Origin of the sequence: Mangrovimonas sp. DI 80, from assembly GCF_001975575.1 — a bacterium.
GTDB lineage: Bacteria > Bacteroidota > Bacteroidia > Flavobacteriales > Flavobacteriaceae > Mangrovimonas_A > Mangrovimonas_A xylaniphaga.
The window spans coordinates 690,690-704,628 of the sequence record NZ_MSDT01000002.1 but is presented as its reverse complement, the minus strand read 5'-3'; the positions used below and the strand labels follow the sequence as shown (position 1 = coordinate 704,628).

General features: G+C 38.9%; 13 protein-coding genes. 8 read left to right on the top strand and 5 right to left on the bottom strand.

The annotated features are described in order from the left end of the window. Nucleotides 1–33 precede the first annotated feature (33 nt). The 5 genes from dut to BKM32_RS03720 are packed head-to-tail and all read left to right on the top strand — an operon-like array spanning nucleotide 34 to nucleotide 4,952. Nucleotides 34–468 (top strand): dUTP diphosphatase, encoded by a 435-nt coding sequence (gene dut / locus BKM32_RS03740; RefSeq protein ID WP_076662590.1) that lies wholly within the window; start codon nucleotides 34–36, stop codon nucleotides 466–468. 39 nt (nucleotides 469–507) lie between these two features. Continuing rightward, nucleotides 508–1,527 (top strand): sugar nucleotidyltransferase, encoded by a 1,020-nt coding sequence (locus BKM32_RS03735; protein WP_076662589.1) that lies wholly within the window; start codon nucleotides 508–510, stop codon nucleotides 1,525–1,527. A gap of 39 nt (nucleotides 1,528–1,566) precedes the next feature. Further along, on the top strand, nucleotides 1,567–2,934 hold the full coding sequence (locus BKM32_RS03730; protein WP_076662588.1) for a lipopolysaccharide assembly protein LapB: 1,368 nt from the start codon (nucleotides 1,567–1,569) through the stop codon (nucleotides 2,932–2,934). 19 nt (nucleotides 2,935–2,953) lie between these two features. Continuing rightward, nucleotides 2,954–3,739, top strand: a complete 786-nt coding sequence (locus BKM32_RS03725; RefSeq protein ID WP_076662587.1) for a DUF4292 domain-containing protein — start codon at nucleotides 2,954–2,956, stop codon at nucleotides 3,737–3,739. Beyond that, nucleotides 3,726–4,952: a murein hydrolase activator EnvC gene (locus BKM32_RS03720; RefSeq protein WP_076662586.1), complete on the top strand. Its 1,227-nt coding sequence runs from the start codon at nucleotides 3,726–3,728 to the stop codon at nucleotides 4,950–4,952. Before BKM32_RS03725 ends, BKM32_RS03720 begins: the two co-directional genes overlap by 14 nt. 73 nt (nucleotides 4,953–5,025) lie before the next feature. On the opposite strand, the gene BKM32_RS03715 is transcribed toward BKM32_RS03720, so the two are convergent. The 3 genes from BKM32_RS03715 to BKM32_RS03705 form a co-directional block, all read right to left on the bottom strand. Further along, nucleotides 5,026–6,429, bottom strand: coding sequence for a hypothetical protein (locus tag BKM32_RS03715; protein ID WP_076662585.1), 1,404 nt, complete (start codon nucleotides 6,427–6,429; stop codon nucleotides 5,026–5,028). A gap of 231 nt (nucleotides 6,430–6,660) precedes the next feature. Continuing rightward, nucleotides 6,661–7,173 carry an acyl-CoA thioesterase gene (locus tag BKM32_RS03710; RefSeq protein ID WP_053976467.1) on the bottom strand — a complete coding sequence of 171 codons (513 nt, stop codon included), beginning with the start codon at nucleotides 7,171–7,173 and terminating at the stop codon, nucleotides 6,661–6,663. Nucleotides 7,174–7,326: 153 nt separating this feature from the next. After that, a complete protein-coding gene (locus BKM32_RS03705; protein WP_076662584.1) occupies nucleotides 7,327–8,265 on the bottom strand; it encodes an SPOR domain-containing protein in 939 nt (312 codons plus the stop codon). 105 nt (nucleotides 8,266–8,370) lie between these two features. Here BKM32_RS03705 and dprA point away from each other — a divergent pair, with 105 nt between their 5' ends. Next, nucleotides 8,371–9,471: a DNA-processing protein DprA gene (gene dprA / locus BKM32_RS03700; protein ID WP_076662583.1), complete on the top strand. Its 1,101-nt coding sequence runs from the start codon at nucleotides 8,371–8,373 to the stop codon at nucleotides 9,469–9,471. An 80-nt stretch (nucleotides 9,472–9,551) separates the two neighbouring features. On the opposite strand, the gene trpS is transcribed toward dprA, so the two are convergent. Further along, nucleotides 9,552–10,520, bottom strand: a complete 969-nt coding sequence (gene trpS, locus BKM32_RS03695; protein ID WP_053976464.1) for a tryptophan--tRNA ligase — start codon at nucleotides 10,518–10,520, stop codon at nucleotides 9,552–9,554. Between the two features lie 112 nt (nucleotides 10,521–10,632). Here trpS and BKM32_RS03690 point away from each other — a divergent pair, with 112 nt between their 5' ends. Then, nucleotides 10,633–11,373, top strand: a complete 741-nt coding sequence (locus BKM32_RS03690) for a 1-acyl-sn-glycerol-3-phosphate acyltransferase (RefSeq protein ID WP_053976463.1) — start codon at nucleotides 10,633–10,635, stop codon at nucleotides 11,371–11,373. A 90-nt stretch (nucleotides 11,374–11,463) separates the two neighbouring features. Here the strand turns inward: BKM32_RS03690 and recA are convergent, their stop codons facing one another. After that, the gene (gene recA, locus BKM32_RS03685; RefSeq protein ID WP_053976462.1) at nucleotides 11,464–12,474 is read right to left on the bottom strand and encodes a recombinase RecA; all 1,011 of its coding nucleotides are present in this window, start codon (nucleotides 12,472–12,474) and stop codon (nucleotides 11,464–11,466) included. Between the two features lie 391 nt (nucleotides 12,475–12,865). On the opposite strand from recA, the gene BKM32_RS03680 reads away from it, so the two are divergent. Further along, nucleotides 12,866–13,939: a rhodanese-related sulfurtransferase gene (locus BKM32_RS03680; protein ID WP_076662582.1), complete on the top strand. Its 1,074-nt coding sequence runs from the start codon at nucleotides 12,866–12,868 to the stop codon at nucleotides 13,937–13,939.

Sequence of the window (13,939 nt, the reverse complement as noted above, 5' to 3'; positions counted from 1 at the left end):
TAGTGGCGGCATCCCAACGTATATATTGTAATTATGACTATTAAAATCATCAACAAATCCAGCCATGACTTGCCAAACTACGAAACCATAGCCTCGGCAGGAATGGATTTGCGAGCCAATTTATCAGAACCTCGAACCTTAAAACCTTTGGAGCGTACCATTGTTGGAACGGGTTTGTTTATAGAATTACCGATTGGTTATGAAGCCCAAGTAAGACCAAGAAGTGGTTTGGCGGCCAAAAAGGGAATCACGGTTTTGAATGCACCGGGAACCGTAGATGCCGATTATAGAGGTGAAGTGGGAGTGATTTTGGTGAATCTTTCTAATGAAGAGTTTACCATAGAAAATGGTGAGCGTATCGCTCAGATGGTGATTGCAAAACACGAACGCGCCGAATGGATGCAAGTAGAGATGCTTTCTGAAACAACTCGTGGAGAAGGTGGTTTTGGAAGTACCGGAACCAAATAAAAATTAATAAAAAGATCCCTGCTTAGGCGGGCAATGCATATGAAAATTATAGTACCAATGGCGGGACGTGGCTCCCGATTAAGACCGCATACATTAACCGTTCCAAAACCTTTGATACCTGTAGCGGGACAGCCTATTGTGCACCGTTTAGTTAAGGACATTGCTAAAGTACTTGGAGAACCAATTGAAGAGATTGCCTTTGTATTGGGAGACCCAGCCTTTTTTGGGGATGATGTTGTTGAAAGCTTGACTAAATTGGCTGAGGGCCTTGGGGCTAAAGCGTCTATTTACAGACAAGATCAGCCTTTGGGAACTGGCCATGCCATCATGAGTGCAGAGCCCTCACTTTCGGGGCCAGCAGTAATTGCTTATGCCGATACTTTGATTCGAGCCAATTTCAACTTAGATCCAGAAGCCGATGCCGTAATTTGGACCAAAAAAGTTGATAATCCAGAAGCCTACGGAGTAGTAAACCTTAATGACAAGGAAGAAATCGTAGAATTGGTTGAAAAGCCTAAAACTTTTGTAAGCGATCAAGCCGTAATTGGTATTTATTACTTTAAGGATGTGGCTGTTTTGAAACAGAAACTTCAAGAAGTATTGGATGAAAATATCATGAATGGAGGCGAATACCAAATCAATGACGGTATCAAGCGTATGATGGCCGAAGGCAAGATATTCAAAACAGGAACGGTAGACGAGTGGATGGATTGTGGAAACAAGGCAGTAACTGTGGAAACCAATGGAAAAATGTTGGAATTCTTAGCTAGTGATGGAGAGGAGCAATTGGTATCCAATTCTGTTATCAATAAAAATTCAACCATAATCGAACCTTGTTTTATAGGGGAAAATGTGGTGCTCAACAATACAACCGTTGGGCCATACGTTTCTATTGGAAATGATTGTGTACTGTATAATGTAACCGTTAAAAATAGTTTAATTCAGAATGCAACAATCATTAAAAATGCTACCTTAGACGAAGCCATGATTGGAAATCACGTAGTGTATGATGGCAATTTCAAGGCGATTAGCATTGGAGATTATTCCGTGTTGGAATAGCTGCTGAAAGTGTATCAAAAAAATTAAAAAAGGTTTGTTATGAGACTAAAAATCTACAGTTGCCTAGTTGTTTGCGGAATGGCGTTAAGCCTAACCCAAGAGACCTATGCCCAAGTAGATTTTAACAAACGTCCAGATGACGACCTTGGCAATGTAGAGGACGCTTACCAAGAGTACTTTTTTGAAGCCCTAAAGCAAAAGGGAATTGAAAACTACCAACGTTCGGTAGAAGCCTTGCAGCAATGTCTTAAAATAAACGATTCCGATGCCGTATTGTATTTTGAACTTGGTAAAAACTACAACAAGCTAAAAAACTTTGGAGCGGCAGAGGATGCACTTAAAAAGGCAATTTCAAAAGAACCAGACAACGAATGGTATTTGGATGAATTGTACGATGTCTACATTCAGCAGAATGAAGTGGACAAGGCCATAAAAACGGTTAAGCAATTGGTGAAATACCATCCTACCTATGGGGATGATTTGGTTGGGCTTTACATTAGAGCCAAAAAGTATAAAAATGCCCTGCAATTACTGGACGAATTGGATAAGGAATATGGCGTTAGTGAGGATCGGGATTATATGCGAAATCAAATCTACAACATTACCGGAGATGATGATGAGCGCATAGAAAATCTTGAGGAACGTCTGGAATCGAATCCGGAGAATGAGGACAACTATTTAAAATTGGTATACCGTTACAGCGAAAGTGGTGAAAAGGAAAAGGCCTTCAAAACAGCCAAAAAGTTGTTGGAAGTTAACCCAAATTCGCAATTGGTACACTTGGCACTTTATAAATTCTATTTAGATGATAATCAGGTGGACAATGCGGTGAATTCCATGAAAATTGTATTGACCAGTTCCTCTATTAATCCAGATGCCAAAGCTAAAGTTTTAAATGACTTTGTTGGTTTTGTAGGCACACACCCTGAGTACGAAAGCGAATTGTTGGAAGTTGTCACTCTAATTGACAATGATAAAAGCACCAAGACACTAAAGGAACTTGGGCAATATTATCTAAAAACAGACGATAAGGCAAAAGCTTTGACTTATTATGAGCAAGCCTTGAAAGAAGAGCCTAGCAATTACAATTTGATCAAGGATGTACTTTTGTTGCAGTTGGATATGAACCAAAATGAAAAGGCCATTATCAAGAGTAACGAGGCCTTGGAGTTGTATCCGGCGCAACCTATTTTTTATCTTATCAATGGGGTGGCCAATAACAAGATGGGTTATGCCAAACAGGCAATTGAAGTCTTGGAAACAGGTTTGGATTATGTGATTGAAGATCCAAAAATGGAATCCGATTTTTACACCCAATTAAGTGTTGCCTACGGCAAACAAGGGAATGCCCAAAAGGCCCAAAACTTTGCCAAAAAAGCAGAAGCCCTGAAAAATGGGCAGGAGTAATGCCCAATAAACCTAAACTATGATGAAAGTTATCAAACCTCTTGTGTTAGCTGCTGTGTTGAGCCTTGTTGTAGGCTGTAAATCGGCGTTAACGGTAAGCAGTTCGGGAGAACTCAATAAAGAGGTGACGGCGAAACAGCTTATAAAAGAAAATTCAAAACAAGAATTGAAGTTCAAGACTTTTCAGTCTAAAGTAAAGATTGATTATATCGAAGGCACTACCACGCAATCCTACGGTGTCAATTTGCGTATTGAAAAGGATAAAGTGATTTGGATCAATGCCACTTTGGGACTTGCCAGAGTTATGATTACACCTAATGAGGTTAAGTATTACGATAAAATCAACAACCAATTTTTTGATGGGGACTATCGTTTGTTGAGTGAGCTGTTGGGTATAGAATTAGATTTCCAAAAAGTGCAGAATCTTTTGTTGGCCGAACCTATATTTGGCTATAAATCGAATAAATATGTGGCCTCTACACATGAGAATTCATACGTACTCCAACCTGAAGAGCAGAATGCCGTTTTAGAACTGTTCTATTTGTTGAATCCAAAGCACTTTAAAATGGATTCCCAACAGTTATACCAGCCATCAAGCCGAAGAATGTTTCAAATAGATTATCAAACCTACCAAGACGTAGATAAACAAATTGTGCCAGAAAAGGTCCATATCAATGCGGTTGAGGGCAATGACGGCGTAACGATAGATTTGGAATATAAATCGGTGACCTTTAACGAAGAATTACGTTTTCCATTCAAAATACCTAAAGGATTTAAAGAGATTGTGATTGATGAGGCTAACTAAACCAACCTACTTACTTTTTATTATTTGTGTGTTCCTTGGGACCACATTTGCCCAAGCACAAAGCGATAAGCAAAAGCAATTGGAGGCTAGACGCCAACAGTTGAAAAAGGAAATGGAGCAACTTAACAGCTTGTTGTTTGCCAACAAAAAGAAAGAAAAGAACGTGATTACTTTGGTTGAGGATTTAAACTATAAGGTGAGCGTGCGTAAAAACTTGATTAAGGTTACTAACGATCAAGCCAATCTGTTGACTCGTGATATCAATGCCAATCAAAAGGAAATTTCGGAGCTTCGTGATCAATTGGAGGAGTTGAAAAAGCAGTATGCTGCCATGATCGTGAAGTCCTATAAGAGTAAATCCCAATTGAGTCGCGTCATGTTTTTAATGTCGTCTTCCAATTTTAAACAGGCTTACAAACGACTCCAGTACATCAAGCAATATACAGACTACCAAAAGCAGCAAGGAGAAGAGATAAAGGCCAAAACCTTAAAACTGCAGGAGCTCAATACACAATTGCTTAAACAAAAGGAGGAAAAGCAAAAATTGGTAGAGGAGAATAGGATTGCCAAAAAGGAATTGGAAGCAGAGCTGAAGGAACATGAAGTGCTAATGGCTTCCATTCGCAGCAACATGAGTAAATACAATGCCGAATTAAAGCAAAAGCAGAAGGAATCTGACAGGATTGACAAGGAAATTGATCGTTTGATTAAGGAGGCTATTGCGGCGTCCAATAAGAAGGCAGGCAAGTCTACAAGTTCATCGTCTTTTGCCTTGACTCCTGAAGCCAAATCTTTAGCTGCCAGTTTTCAGGCTAATAAAGGTAAGTTGCCTTGGCCTGTAGAACGCGGTATTGTAAAAATGCGTTTCGGAAAACAACCTTCAATTATTGATAAAACTGTTGCTGTAAATAGTAAAGGGGTTATGATTGCGACTGAAAAAGGAGCTAAAGTAAGGGCTGTATTTGAGGGAGAGGTGTCGCAGATTATCGTAATTCCAAATGCCAATCCAGTAGTTATTTTACGACATGGTAATTATATGACGGTGTATAAAAACCTGTCTAAGATTTATGTGAACAAAGGAGATAAAGTAAGCACCAAACAAGACATTGGTGAGGTATTTACCAATAAAACAACAGGTGAAACCCTTTTATATTTTAGGGTATATAAAGATTCTAAACTGGAAAATCCAGCTTATTGGATCAATAAGCTGTAAGCAATTAGTTTTAAAGATTAAAAAAGGCCCTGTATTAATGATTCAGGGCCTTTTTTTGCTGTTTGTTGAGTGCTTAATAAGCATCAATTATTTTAATGGTATTGATTAGGTCTTGCGTGACAATTCTAAGCAATTCTTTGCGGTGCTTTAGTAATTCCTGACCGTTTTGGAAATCTGGTGTCAATTCTGGTTGGCTTACCTTATACACATATTCCCAATCATTGCTACCCACACTAGGAGGGTTATTGATCAAGCTTTTGTATTCGTTAAGTTTTGCCGTGTAAGAAGTTTCCGCAGTTGCAATATTGCGTTTTAAGTTGTTGGTGTAGTTTTCCAACTCACGTTTGTTACCCAATTTGGTCTTTTTCATGGCCAAATTGTAATAGGTATCCAAATCTGATTCCAGTTTGGTAAGGTCGTAGTTGAGACCGTATAATTTGGTATTGTAGCTGTTAAACATCCCTTCAATATCCTTCTCGTTCTTCACCGATTTTTTGATATCGAAAGACAACTGCAACCCATCTGCGGCAGAAGATTCAATTTCATAGGTTCCCAACCAAACAATACTACCGCTGTTAATGTCTATTAATTTAGCATTAAACAAAACCTTCATCCATTTTAGGGAAACAGATTCAGGTAATTGGTTTGGAATGCTACCATAGCTAAGCCCTGCGTGATGACTTACAAATTCCTGTACACTTTCATAATCGGATATGTTAAGCGATTTACTTTTTGGTTCAAAGGTAAGGTTGATTTGGAAGAGATAATCGGCTTGGTCGGCACCGTTTTGGGCCGCTCTAATCACTTCAGCAATATCAGTCATTTCCTGATTGTCCTTTTCGCGGTTTTTGCCTGGTAAACCACGTTGGCTCACCTTGTCTATTTCGCTAATTACTTCGGTGTATTGCTGTGGTGTAATTTTACCGTCGGTCAATTGCTTTTTATATTCCTGTTTAACCACATCGTATTCGCCATTTTCAAGGAGTTTCTCAGACCAATCTGAAAACCACCAAGGACGTTCGTTGGCTCGGTCGCGTAAGTCTCTTAATTTGGCCTCAAATTTAGAGCGGTCCAAAACGTTGAATCCTTGACGTAATAGGGCTTGTTCAATAGCGCGTTCGGCTTGGTTATAGTAACCGTCGGTATTAAAATCGTTTGTATTGATATTATCTGTAGTAGCGTCTTTTTGCTCGTTGGTTTGTGGTACAGCAATAATTACGGAGGGAGCTTTACCATTTTTATTCTTTTGGGCTCCTGGATTGTTGTAATAATCTTCAGATTTTACCGGATATTCTTTTTTCAGGTCAACATTAAGTACAAGTTCTTTGGTGTCCGGAACTTGGTTGACTTCTGCATTATCATAACTTGGGATGTGTTCTAATTGAGGTTTGGTGGTGTAGAAAGGTTCAAAGGTTTTTTTTCCACAACTGGAAAGCACCAGCAATAAGGAACAATAGAGTAAAGTGTTTTGTTTCATGTTGGTATAGTTTTTAGAAGTTGGCCAAACATATAAAAAATACCTTACAGACTGTAGAAATATCTGTATTCCAACAAGTTTTATCGATAAACTGTAAAAGACTCATTTTGTGGCCTTAATTTAATTTTTAAAAAGGCTTAAACTAAGTGAAAATGCAGGGTATAGGGATATAATTCCAATCCGGCAATAAGAGAAGGAAAAGTGGGAACTACTATCTAAAGGAAAAAGAAATTATTCCTCGAAAAGTGCTTTTAGCTCTGTAGCATCTTTCGGTTTCATCTTTTTGGCAAGCACCAAACTCAATTGCTTTCTGCGTAAAGCAGCGGCATAGCGCTCTTTTTCAAGATCGGTTTCAGGGGTTACCTGAGGTACTTTTACAGGTCTTCCAGTTTCATCAACTGCTACAAAGGTGTAAATGGCTTCGTTGGCTTTGGTACGTTCGCCAGATTCGCGATCTTCTATCCAAACGTCTATAAACACTTCCATAGAGCTTGTAAAAGCTCTGGATACGTTAGCTTCAACAGTTACTACACTTCCTAAAGGAATCGCTCTATTAAAGGCCACATGGTTTACGGAAGCCGTTACTACAATTCTTCTGGAATGGCGTCTGGCAGAAATACTGGCAGCACGATCCATTCTAGCCAATAGTTCACCTCCAAAAAGATTGTTCAAAGGGTTGGTTTCACTAGGTAAAACCAAATCGGTCATAACGGTTCTTGTAGAGCTAGGTGTTTTTGCTTCCATGGGTTTTGTTTACAGTGGTGCAAAGGTAAAGCGATTTTGGGCAATCACCCAAAAATTGGATGAATTATCCTAAAACCATTGCATACAGCAATACACTCTGAAAATCAGAATTAAATAATTAAAATCGAAATGGGTGTAAATGAAACTAAGGAATTAGTCCAATTGTTTTACCAACAACCAAGCATCTTGACTGTGTTCGCTCTTAATTTTTTGCAACATTTGTAAAGCTTCCAAACGATTGTTGAAGCTAGCATACACTACTTCATGAAGACCGTACTTGTTAACACCAATTTTACGAGCGTTGTAACCCAAGCCTTGCAATTGCTCAACTTTTTTGTCTGAGTTAGCTTCAACTCTAAAAGCTCCTGCAACAATGTGGTAATTCCCAGATTGCTTGGCGACATTTAAAGTTACAGATGGTAGTGGATTGTCAATAACAAAAGTGGCTTCCTGTACTTTGTGATCCAATTGTTCGTTAGCTTGCTCTTGTGCTAATTGATTGTGGGTTTCTACATCCTTCATGTAGTAGTTGGATATAGCAAAACTTCCAGCAGTCAAGGCAATAAGGGCTACAGCTGCATAACGCAAATAAGGTCTTGCCTTGCGCGTTTCTGGAGTCACCGCAATAGGAACTACCTTTTCAATGGCTTCAACCTCTTCTTTATATACTTCTCTGGTAATGCTAGTAGAATTGAATTGAGACAAGCCAAAGGCATCTGTTAAATAGTTTACGTGGAATGAAGGATCGAATACAATTTTACCTTCAGAATTCAACACCAAATCCCCAATGTTGTGGAAGGTTAAAGTTTCACCTTGTACCAAATAGGATTTAATGGATTTTACATGTTTGCTCAATTTTTGAGCAGCAACTTCATAAGGGATTTTTTCAACCTCCGAGATGTAATTGGCAAGCAAACCATCGTTGCTTTGCAATTGCTCGTTGAAAGACAATACTTTTTTAGGAGGGAAAAACGCATTGGAGTCTGCATCAATCTTGGCAGAAACGCGGTTTGTTAAAAAGGCTCCAAATTCAGGGATGATCACGCAGTCATACCTGTAAAGTAAATCGCTTATGTAGGTTTCTATATGCATAAAAACAAAGTTATAAATTTTTTAAGACGAATAAAAAATGACTTTAAGTATTTATTAACAGCCTAAAATTGCCGTACTTTAAGTTTACAATCAGGAAATTATAGCATGACAGACGACCAATTGCTCTATACTTTGGCCTTGCAGCATATTCCAAAAATAGGGGATATCACGGCGAAAAAATTGATTCAGCACTGCGGAACTGCCGAAATGGTGCTTAAGGAGAAGCCCGAAAAACTGCTCCTTATTGATGGCGTTGGAAAACTTACTATAAACGAATTTAAGAATCCGAAATATGTAAAGGAAGCCGAAGCGGAAATGCAATTCATAAAAGATAATGGTATTGCTTGTTTGTATTTTATGAATGACGATTATCCCGAAAAATTGAAGCATTGTATAGATGGACCGGCGCTTATGTTTCAGGTTGGGAATATCGATCTTAAGGATCGGCATATTATTAGCATTGTAGGCGCGAGAAAAATTACTAATCATGGTGTCGCCTTTTGTGAACGCTTGGTGGAGGAGTTGGCAGTTTTTAATCCAGTGATTGTTTCTGGTTTTGCCTATGGTACTGATATTACTGCACAAAAGGCGGCCATGAACCATAATTTACAGACTATTGGCTGTTTGGCTCATGGGCTCAATCAAATATATCCCAAAACCCATAAACGTTATATGACAAGTGTTGAGAGTAATGGTGGGTTCTTTACCGATTTTTGGAGTACGGATGCTTTTGACAGGACCAACTTTTTAAAACGCAACCGAATCATTGCTGGCCTAAGCGAGGCAACGATTGTAATTGAGTCAGCCGAAACAGGAGGGAGCTTGGTAACCGCCGACATTGCCAATTCCTATAATCGAGAAGTGTTTGCCGTCTCTGGGCGCCCAACGGATCTACAGAGTGTAGGGTGTAATAATCTAATCAAACAACAAAAGGCGCATTTACTTTCTACGCCTATGGATGTGCCATATATTTTAAACTGGTCCATAGAGCAAAAGCCTGCTGTTGTTCAAAAACAGTTGTTTGTAGAATTGGATGAAGATGAAAAAAAGGTGTATAACTATTTGAAGGAACATGACAAACAGTTGTTGGATAGCATTGCTTTAGCCTGCCAGCTTCCAATCTTTAAAATAGCGGGAATCCTTTTAAATATGGAATTGAAAGGGGTGGTAAGGCCACTCCCGGGGAAATTATTTGAAGTTGTTTGAGTTGTGTTCATTAGAAATGAAACTAAACAAAAAGCCTCCATTTTCAAATGGAGGCTTTTTGTTTGTAGGTTTTATTGGAATTAATATCCAGCCTTTTTTCTTACGCGTTTTAAAACATTATTGGCTACCAATCTAGCTTTTTCGGCACCAAGGGCCAATGCTTTGTCTAGTTCTTCCAAGTTGTTCATATAGTACTGATACTTTTCTCTTGGTTCTGCAAATCTTTCAACGATGAGTTCAAACAGGGCTTGTTTGGCATGTCCGTAGCCATAATTGCCATTTTCATAATTGGCTTTCATGGTTGCTATTTGATCGTCATCTGCCAATAAGCTATAAATGGCGAAACAATTGCAGGTTGACCAGTCTTTAGGCTGTTCCAATGGGGTGCTATCGGTTTTGATGCCCATAATTTGCTTACGCAGCTTTTTGTCGGTTTCAAAAATATTGATGAAGTTGTTTCGGGATTTACTCATTTTCTCTCCGTCGGTTCCAGGGATAAGCATGGTGTTCTCCTGAATTTTTCCTTCCGGTAACACAAAAACATCTCCCATTTTTGCATGAAAACGGGAAGCGACATCTCTTGTCATTTCAATATGTTGCAATTGGTCTTTTCCTACGGGAATAATTTCTGCATCATATAGCAAAATGTCAGCCGCCATTAACATAGGATACGTAAACAAACCTGCGTTGATATCCTCTAAACGGTCTGCCTTGTCCTTAAAACTATGCGCTAAAGTAAGACGTTGGTATGGGAAAAAGCAGCTTAGGTACCATGACAATTCAGTGGTCTGCGGGATATCGCTTTGTCTGTAAAAAACCGTTTTTTCAATGTCCAAGCCAAAGGCCAGCCAAGTGGCAGCGACAGAATAAGTGTTATATCGCAACTCTTCGGCATCTTTAATCTGCGTTAAGGTGTGAAGATTGGCGATAAACAAAAACGAATCGTTTGCTTCGTCTTTAGACATTTCTATGGCCGGTAAAATAGCGCCCAAAATGTTCCCTAAATGAGGAGTTCCTGTACTCTGTATTCCTGTTAGTATTCTTGCCATGTGGAGTTTCCCTGAAATGGAAATTATTTAAAATTCGACTTTTCTTTTTTGGAAGGACAAAGGTACTTTTTTTACTACAATAGCTCAATAAATTTGACTAGTTTTGGTCGCAATGAAGATATTCAAATATTTATTTTGGCTGTTATACCGCATTTGGTTTTACATTTTGGTTGCGGTTCCTATTGTAGTATTATTTCCGTTTTTGATCGTTTCCATTCTTAAAGAAAGCTGGTATCCTTTTTTCTTTAGGCTGGCGCGAATATGGGCTAGGTTCATTTTAATTGGGATGGGCTTTAGGGTTAAAATTGAACGTGAAGCAGTTCCCGAAAGGAACGAGAGCTATATGTTTGTGGCCAACCATACGTCGATGACGGATATTATGTTGATGCTGCTAAGTGTTAAGAATCCGTTTGTGTTTGTGGGGAAACAGGAATTGGCAAAAATCCCGTTGTTTGGATTTTTCTATAAGCGTACTTGTATTTTGGTAGACCGCAGTTCTGAAAAGAGCAGAAAAGCGGTGTTTTTAAGAGCTCAAAAACGTTTGAAGCAGGGGTTGAGTATTTGTATTTTTCCTGAAGGAGGCGTACCTGATGAGTCCATTGTGTTGGATGAATTTAAGGACGGAGCCTTCCGATTGGCTATCAACCATCGAATTCCTGTGGTTCCTTTAACCTTTGCCGATAACAAAAGGCGATTTTCCTATACTTTTTTTAGTGGCAGTCCAGGGAAAATGAGAGCGAAAGTGCATAAGTTTATCCCAACCGAGGGGTTGACCATTGCCGATACAAAAACCTTGAATGCACAAGCGAAGGGAGTTATTTTGAAGCAGCTGAATCTGTATAACTTATTGTAGTCCTTTTTTTAGAGGTAAGATGCGCAAAGGGAGAAAAGGTTGCGTTAAAAACAAAAAAAATCCCGTTTTAAACGGGATTTTAATTTTTGGTTAGGATAAAGTCGCTTCCTTTGCAACTTTCCTTACTTTTCCTTCCAGCTCATCCATGAGCTCTGGATTGTCTTTTATCAAGGCTTTTACGGCATCACGGCCTTGGCCAAGTTTGGTGTCTTCGTAGCTAAACCAAGAACCACTTTTCTTGATGATTTCATTCTCTACGGCAATGTCCAGAACTTCTCCAACTTTGGAAATTCCTTCCCCATACATGATGTCGAACTCAGCAGTTTTAAATGGAGGCGCTACTTTGTTTTTAACCACTTTCACTCTGGTTTTGCTTCCGGCTACATTTCCGTCGTTTTCCTTAATTTGGGTTGAACGTCTAATGTCCAAACGCACCGAAGCATAGAATTTAAGAGCATTACCACCGGTAGTTGTTTCTGGGTTTCCAAACATAACTCCAATCTTTTCACGTAATTGGTTGATGAAAATCATGGTACAGTTGGTCTTGCTGATAGAACCTGTTAATTTTCTAAGGGCTTGAGACATCAATCGTGCGTGAAGACCCATTTTGGAATCTCCCATTTCGCCTTCAATTTCACTTTTTGGTGTCAAGGCAGCCACAGAATCCACTACTATAATGTCAATAGCTCCAGAACGGATTAGGTTGTCCGCAATTTCCAATGCCTGTTCCCCGTTGTCCGGTTGAGATATGATAAGGTTTTCTAAATCTACTCCCAGTTTTTCAGCATAAAATCTATCAAAGGCGTGCTCAGCGTCAATAAAGGCTGCAATCCCACCAGATTTTTGCGCTTCTGCAATGGCATGTAAAGTAAGAGTTGTTTTACCTGAAGATTCAGGACCGTATATTTCAATGATTCTTCCTCTTGGATATCCGCCTACACCAAGTGCAATGTCCAAACCAAGGGATCCAGAGGAAATGGCTTCAACATCAGAGATTGCCTGGTCGCTCATCTTCATCACCGTTCCTTTTCCGTAAGCCTTGTCCAATTTGTCCAAGGTAAGCTTCAAGGCCTTTAATTTTGCATCTTTTTCAGTACTCATTATTCAGTTTTTCTAAAATTAAATTCAGGCTAAAATACGATAACTTTTGAATTTTTTCAATCTAATCACGCAACCTTTTTGAGCAATTCACATCTACTTTATAATTAGGGGAAATCTTGCTATGAAATTCTTTAAGAAAACAATTGTTAACACCGCATTGGGCGTTTCGGTTGCCATTACTTTTAATAGCAGCTGTAAAGCCGATGGAGGCTAACTCGGACGTATATTTTTGAGTTTAAACAACAAATAAAAAAGTATCAAATCGAGTTAGTCTGTAAAAAGCACTTTAGGCAATCTAAAGTGCTTTTTTCTTTGTTATGGCGCAATGATTTAAAAATAGTACCTTTGCGGCATTAAAATAAAATCTTTAACCTTAAAACATTAGTATAGCATGCAACTGTACAATAAATTAAGTGCTAAAGAGCGAGCGGAATTAATCGATCAGGCAGGTAAGAATCGATTAACGCTTTCTTTTTACCAATACGCGAAAATTCAAAATCCTCAAGAATTTAGAGATCAATTGTTTATTGTCTGGGACCGTTTAGAGGTCTTGGGTCGAATTTATGTGGCTCACGAAGGCATCAACGGACAATTGTCATTGCCAGCCGATCGTTTCAACGAGTTCAAGACACATTTGGATACCATTGATTTCTTGAAAGACATCCGATTGAATGTTGCTGTGGAACAGGACAATAAATCGTTCTTGAAGCTGAAAGTGAAAGTGCGCGATAAAATTGTTGCCGACGGATTGAACGACGACACCTTCGATGTAACAAACAAAGGAATTCACTTAAAAGCGGAAGATTTCAACCGCTTCATTGAAGACGAAAATACCGTGTTGGTAGATATGCGTAATCATTACGAAAGTGAAATTGGTCATTTTAAAAATGCGGTGACGCCAGATGTGGATACCTTTAGAGAATCGTTAGATATTATTGAAAATGATTTAAAAGATCATAAAGAAGATAAAAACCTTGTAATGTATTGTACTGGTGGGATTCGCTGTGAAAAGGCAAGTGCTTACTTTAAACATAAGGGGTTTAAAAATGTTTATCAACTTGAAGGTGGTATTATTGAATACACCCGTCAGGTGAAAGAACAAAACTTAGAAAATAAGTTTTTAGGTCAGAATTTCGTGTTCGATGAGCGTCGTGCCGAACGTATTAGTGATGACGTCATTGCACAATGTCACCAATGTGGAGAGCCTTTTGATGCGCATACCAATTGCGCTAATGATGCGTGTCACTTGTTGTTTATCCAATGTCCGAAATGTCAGGAAGAAATGGAAAACTGTTGTTCTACCACCTGTATGGAGATTAACAGATTGCCATACGAAGAGCAAAAGGCATTGCGTAAGGGACAGGGAAATAGTAACGATATCTTCAAAAAAGGGCGTGCCGACCACTTACCTTTCAAAAAGGATTTAAGAAACATTTTCGAGCATTTTAAACAAGAAAAAGCCTAG

What these genes read in the sequence shown, in the direction of transcription:
- dut (WP_076662590.1), top strand. Translation starts at nt 34, where the DNA reads ATGACTATTAAAATCATCAACAAATCCAGCCATGACTTGCCAAACTAC.
- BKM32_RS03735 (WP_076662589.1), top strand. Translation starts at nt 508, where the DNA reads ATGAAAATTATAGTACCAATGGCGGGACGTGGCTCCCGATTAAGACCG.
- BKM32_RS03730 (WP_076662588.1), top strand. Translation starts at nt 1,567, where the DNA reads ATGAGACTAAAAATCTACAGTTGCCTAGTTGTTTGCGGAATGGCGTTA.
- BKM32_RS03725 (WP_076662587.1), top strand. Translation starts at nt 2,954, where the DNA reads ATGATGAAAGTTATCAAACCTCTTGTGTTAGCTGCTGTGTTGAGCCTT.
- BKM32_RS03720 (WP_076662586.1), top strand. Translation starts at nt 3,726, where the DNA reads ATGAGGCTAACTAAACCAACCTACTTACTTTTTATTATTTGTGTGTTC.
- BKM32_RS03715 (WP_076662585.1), bottom strand. Translation starts at nt 6,429, where the DNA reads ATGAAACAAAACACTTTACTCTATTGTTCCTTATTGCTGGTGCTTTCC.
- BKM32_RS03710 (WP_053976467.1), bottom strand. Translation starts at nt 7,173, where the DNA reads ATGGAAGCAAAAACACCTAGCTCTACAAGAACCGTTATGACCGATTTG.
- BKM32_RS03705 (WP_076662584.1), bottom strand. Translation starts at nt 8,265, where the DNA reads ATGCATATAGAAACCTACATAAGCGATTTACTTTACAGGTATGACTGC.
- dprA (WP_076662583.1), top strand. Translation starts at nt 8,371, where the DNA reads ATGACAGACGACCAATTGCTCTATACTTTGGCCTTGCAGCATATTCCA.
- trpS (WP_053976464.1), bottom strand. Translation starts at nt 10,520, where the DNA reads ATGGCAAGAATACTAACAGGAATACAGAGTACAGGAACTCCTCATTTA.
- BKM32_RS03690 (WP_053976463.1), top strand. Translation starts at nt 10,633, where the DNA reads ATGAAGATATTCAAATATTTATTTTGGCTGTTATACCGCATTTGGTTT.
- recA (WP_053976462.1), bottom strand. Translation starts at nt 12,474, where the DNA reads ATGAGTACTGAAAAAGATGCAAAATTAAAGGCCTTGAAGCTTACCTTG.
- BKM32_RS03680 (WP_076662582.1), top strand. Translation starts at nt 12,866, where the DNA reads ATGCAACTGTACAATAAATTAAGTGCTAAAGAGCGAGCGGAATTAATC.